Origin of the sequence: Stenotrophomonas sp. HMWF023, assembly GCF_003060985.1 — a bacterium.
Taxonomy (GTDB): Bacteria; Pseudomonadota; Gammaproteobacteria; order Xanthomonadales; family Xanthomonadaceae; genus Stenotrophomonas; species Stenotrophomonas lactitubi.
Genome location: NZ_QAIJ01000207.1, coordinates 4,288 through 8,791, shown reverse-complemented (window position 1 = coordinate 8,791; position 4,504 = coordinate 4,288). Strand labels below are relative to the sequence as shown.

Below are 4,504 nucleotides of genomic sequence, written 5' to 3'. Positions count from 1 at the left end.
CCGCCACCAGCTCAAGCAGCTGGAGCACGAAGATGCCGTGCAGCTGGGCCACCGCATGCTCGACCGCGCGCTGGAGGCGATGGACAGCTCGCTGGAGCGCCTGCCGAAGGGCCGTCTGGATGCCTTCCTTGCAGAGCACCGGTTCCCGCGCCTGGAGGCCCTGCTGGCGGAAGTCGCGCTGGGCAACTGGATGCCGACCCAGGCCGCGCAGGCGCTGATGGCCTACGCCGAACTGCGCGGTGGGCCGCATTCGCGCCACAGCTCTCAGGAAAAGATCCTGATCAACGGCAGCGAGCGCGGCGTGGTCACCTTCGCCGGTTGCTGCCAGCCCATTCCTGGCGACGACATCATGGGTTACCACACCGCCGGCAAGGGCATCGTGGTGCATCGCATGGATTGCCCGAACCTGGCCGAACTGCGCAAGTCGCCTGAGCGCTGGGTGCTGATCGGTTGGGATACCACCGTATCCGGCGACTACGACACCTCGCTGGTGGTGGAAGTGGAGAACGGTACCGGCGTGCTCGCGCAGCTGGCTGCCGCGATCGCGCAGAGCCATTCCAACATCGAGCGCGTGGATTACCTGGACCGTGATTTCAACGCCGCCGTTCTGGCGTTCAACATCCAGGTACGCGACCGCAACCACCTGGCTGAAGTCATGCGTCGCCTGCGCCGCCTGTCGGTCGTGCAGGCGGTTCGCCGCCAGTAGATCCACGCCATGCGTGGATGCACCCGGTAGTGCCGGCCGCTGGCCGGCAACTTCGCGATGCTTCCGAAATTCATGAGGTTGCCGGCCAGCGGCCGGCGCTACCGAAGCGGCGCGGTAGATCCACGCCATGCGTGGATGCACCCCCACCCGGTACAATCACCGCTCTGTTTTCCCCCAACGCACCGGAGCGACCCATGTCCCGCCAGATCATCAACACCGAAAAGGCCCCGGCCGCCATCGGCCCGTACTCGCAGGCCGTGCGCGCCGGCAACACCGTGTATTTCTCCGGCCAGATTCCGCTCGACCCGGCCACCGGCGACATCGTCGGCGTGGGTGACGTCGAAGCACAGGCCCGTCGTGCCTTCGACAACCTCAAGGCCGTGGCCGAAGCCGCTGGCGGTTCGTTGGACAAGGTCGTGCGCCTGGGCCTGTACCTGACCGACCTGGCCGAATTCGCCAAGGTCAACGCCGTGATGCAGGACTATTTCCAGGCCCCGTTCCCGGCCCGTTCCACCATCGAAGTCTCCGGTCTGCCGAAGGGCGCCAACTTCGAGGTCGACGCGGTGATGGTCATCGACTGACCGCCACGTGGCACGCAAGGCGGCGGTCACCCCGGCACTGGCACCGTCCGGTGAAGCATCGCTTGCGATGCTCGCCGGCGTCGGTCCGGCCGTGGCCGCCAAGCTGCAGGCGCGTGGCCTGGCCACCCTGCAGGATCTCTGGCTGCACCTGCCGCTGCGCTATGAAGACCGCACCCGGCTGACCCGCATCGAAGACCTGCGCAACGGCATTCCGGCGCAGGTGGAAGTGCGGGTGGTCGCCGTCGAGCGCGGCATGCGCTACCGACCGATGCTGAAGGTAGCGGTGGAGGACGAAGGGCAGGGCACCCTGGTGCTGCGCTTCTTCCATTTCCGCCAGCAGCAGGTCGGCCAGTTCGCGGTCGGCAATCGCCTGCGCTGCTTCGGCACGCCCAAGCCGGGGCACCTGGGGTTGGAGATCGTCCATCCCAGTTACCAGGTGCTGGGGCGCAACGACGATCCCGATCTCGGCGACCGCCTCGACCCGGTGTATCCCACCGTCGAAGGCGTCGGCCCGATGACGATGCGCAAGCTGATCGGCCAGGCGCTTGATCGCCTGCCGGAAGAAAGCACGCTGGAACTTCTGCCCACCGGCTGGCTCGATGGCCTCGGCCTGCCATCGCTGCGCAGCGCGCTGCTGACCGTGCATCAGCCGCCGCCGGATGCAGACCTGGCCGCACTCGCTGCCGGCACCCACCCAGCGCAGCGCCGGCTGGCGATGGAAGAACTGCTGGCGCACCACCTCAGCCTGCGTCGCCAGCGCATTGCGCTGCAGGCGCATCACGCGCCGCCGCTGGCCGGTCCCGGCAAGCTGGCCAAGGCGCTGCTCAAGCAGCTGCCATTCGCATTGACCAGCGCGCAGGCGCGCGTGTTCAAGCAGATCCGCGACGACCTCGCGCGCCCCAGCCCGATGCTGCGGCTGGTGCAGGGCGATGTCGGCTCGGGTAAGACCGTGGTGGCCGCGTTGGCAGCGATGCTGGCGGTGGAGCAGGGCAAGCAGGTGGCACTGGCCGCCCCCACCGAACTGCTGGCCGAACAACATCTCAACAATCTGCGCGGCTGGCTGGAACCGCTGGGCGTGCGCATCGCCTGGCTGGCCGGCAAGGTCACCGGCAAGGCGCGCGCAAAGGTGATGGAACAGGTCGCCAACGGCGAAGCGCAGGTGGTGGTGGGTACCCACGCGCTGATGCAGGAAGCGGTGGTGTTCCAGGATCTGGCCCTGGCCATCGTCGATGAGCAGCACCGCTTCGGCGTGCACCAGCGGCTTGCGCTGCGCGACAAGGGCAAGGGCGGCAACAACGTGCCACACCAGCTGGTGATGACCGCCACGCCGATTCCGCGCACGCTGGCGATGTCCGAGTACGCCGACCTGGATGTATCGGCCATCGACGAACTGCCGCCGGGCCGCACGCCGGTGCAGACCGTTGCACTGAACAATGATCGTCGCCCCGAACTGATCGAGCGCATCGCCCTGGCCTGCCAGGAAGGGCGGCAGGTGTACTGGGTGTGCACGCTCATCGAAGAAAGTGAAGAACTGGATGCCACGCCCGCGCAGGCCACCTACGAATCGCTGCAGGCGCTGTTGCCCGGCGTGCGCGTGGGGCTGGTGCATGGCCGGCTGAAAGCGGCCGAGAAGCTGGCGACGATGGTCGCGTTCAAGGCCGGTGACATCGATCTGCTGGTGGCGACCACGGTGATCGAAGTCGGCGTGGACGTGCCCAATGCCTCGCTGATGGTGATCGAGAATGCCGAGCGCCTGGGCCTGGCCCAGCTGCACCAGCTGCGTGGCCGCGTAGGCCGTGGTTCGGCGGTGTCGCGCTGCGTGCTGCTGTATCAGGCACCGCTTTCGCAGATGGCGCGTGAGCGCCTGCAGACCATGCGCGAGACCAACGACGGTTTCGTCATCGCCGAAAAGGATCTGGAACTGCGCGGTCCCGGCGAACTGCTGGGCACCCGCCAGACCGGCCTGGCCGGTTTCCGCATCGCCGATCTGGCCCGCGACGCGGGCCTGCTGCCGGGTGTGCATGAGCTGGCCGAACGCCTGCTGGCGCAGCAACCGGCGCTTGCAGATCGCGTGGTGCAGCGCTGGATCGGTACGGCCGTGCGGTACGCCTCGGCCTGACTGACCGGTTGGGGTCGGATCCCTTTGCCGAGCAAAGGGCTCTGACCCCGCAAGGGCCATGACGTCCGCTGCGGACTGGTGGAGCCGAGCCCATGCTCGGCTGCTGTTCGCGCTGCGCGCGTGAGTCGAGCATGGCTCGACTCTACAAAAGCCTATCCACGCATGGCGTGGATCTACTGGCATTTGCTAGACGGCCGGCAACTGCGTACCCATGTATTCGGACAAACCTCGGCAGGCCAGCAGCAGTCCTTCGCGGATGTCATCGCCTATCTGCTGCACATCTTCGCCGTCCACGCGCACGCGCTCACTGGTGTGCAGCACCTCCAGCAGCAGGATCAGCCCGGCATTGGCGCGGTCGATGCGGGCCAGCGCCACACGTTGCCCAGGTGTATGCCAGCGGCTCGGCCACAGCTGACCATCGGCACCTTCGCCCTGGCGGATGCGCTTGAGGCAACCCAGCAGGGTGAAGCCGTCGTCCGTAGGGCCGGTCGCAGGGGCGGCGAGGGTGGTTTCCAGCGCCTGCGCCAGCTCATCGGGGATGCTGGCGGCGGCATCGCCCAGAGTGGCGAACAGGAAGGGATAGCGGGATGCGGTCATGTCGGCAGTCCTTGTGCGCAAGGCAAGAGGCCACCCACGCGAAGGCGAGGGTGGCGGGCGGTGAGTGGTTGCAATACCGGTGACTGCCTCAAGAACGCCGGCGGGCGCGAAGCCCCCACGCACCGCCCGCCATAAAACGCACGGACGGATTGCCTGCCGGACGCCACGCAGGAACACGCGCGCAACGCCGGCAGGCAAGCGTAAACAACAAGGCAGTCAAACGGGATTGCAAGCCCGTGCCATCCGTTGTCGATGGCCCATCATGATGTCCACGACAGCCCTCGTCGCTTCAATGAGAATCATTGGAAAAGTCGAAAACCATGCAATTGCAGCGTGGCCCTGCAAGCGCAGGCCGATTACGTCATCTTTCCCGATCCCTCCGACATCCATCCACGCATGGCGTGGATCTACCGTGTTGACCGAGGTCGACACCCACCAACAGCAGCAGGGTCGACACCCATCAAGAGCAGGCCATGCCATTCCGACAGATCGCGGAGAACT

The 4,504-nt window shown here is 66.8% G+C and carries 4 protein-coding genes; 3 read left to right on the top strand and 1 reads right to left on the bottom strand.

All coding sequences use genetic code 11. The features are described 5' to 3' along the window. From DBR20_RS11255 to recG, 3 genes are all read left to right on the top strand, one after another. The coding region (locus tag DBR20_RS11255) for an ACT domain-containing protein (RefSeq protein ID WP_146186992.1) at nucleotides 1–706 on the top strand (706 nt) is incomplete at its 5' end. Nucleotides 707–900: 194 nt separating this feature from the next. Beyond that, the gene (locus DBR20_RS11250) at nucleotides 901–1,287 is read left to right on the top strand and encodes a RidA family protein (protein ID WP_025874214.1); all 387 of its coding nucleotides are present in this window, start codon (nucleotides 901–903) and stop codon (nucleotides 1,285–1,287) included. A 7-nt stretch (nucleotides 1,288–1,294) separates the two neighbouring features. Further along, on the top strand, nucleotides 1,295–3,406 hold the full coding sequence (gene recG / locus DBR20_RS11245) for an ATP-dependent DNA helicase RecG (RefSeq protein ID WP_108266231.1): 2,112 nt from the start codon (nucleotides 1,295–1,297) through the stop codon (nucleotides 3,404–3,406). A gap of 186 nt (nucleotides 3,407–3,592) precedes the next feature. Here the strand turns inward: recG and DBR20_RS11240 are convergent, their stop codons facing one another. Further along, nucleotides 3,593–4,003, bottom strand: coding sequence for a hypothetical protein (locus tag DBR20_RS11240; protein WP_108266230.1), 411 nt, complete (start codon nucleotides 4,001–4,003; stop codon nucleotides 3,593–3,595). Nucleotides 4,004–4,504: the final 501 nt, after the last annotated feature.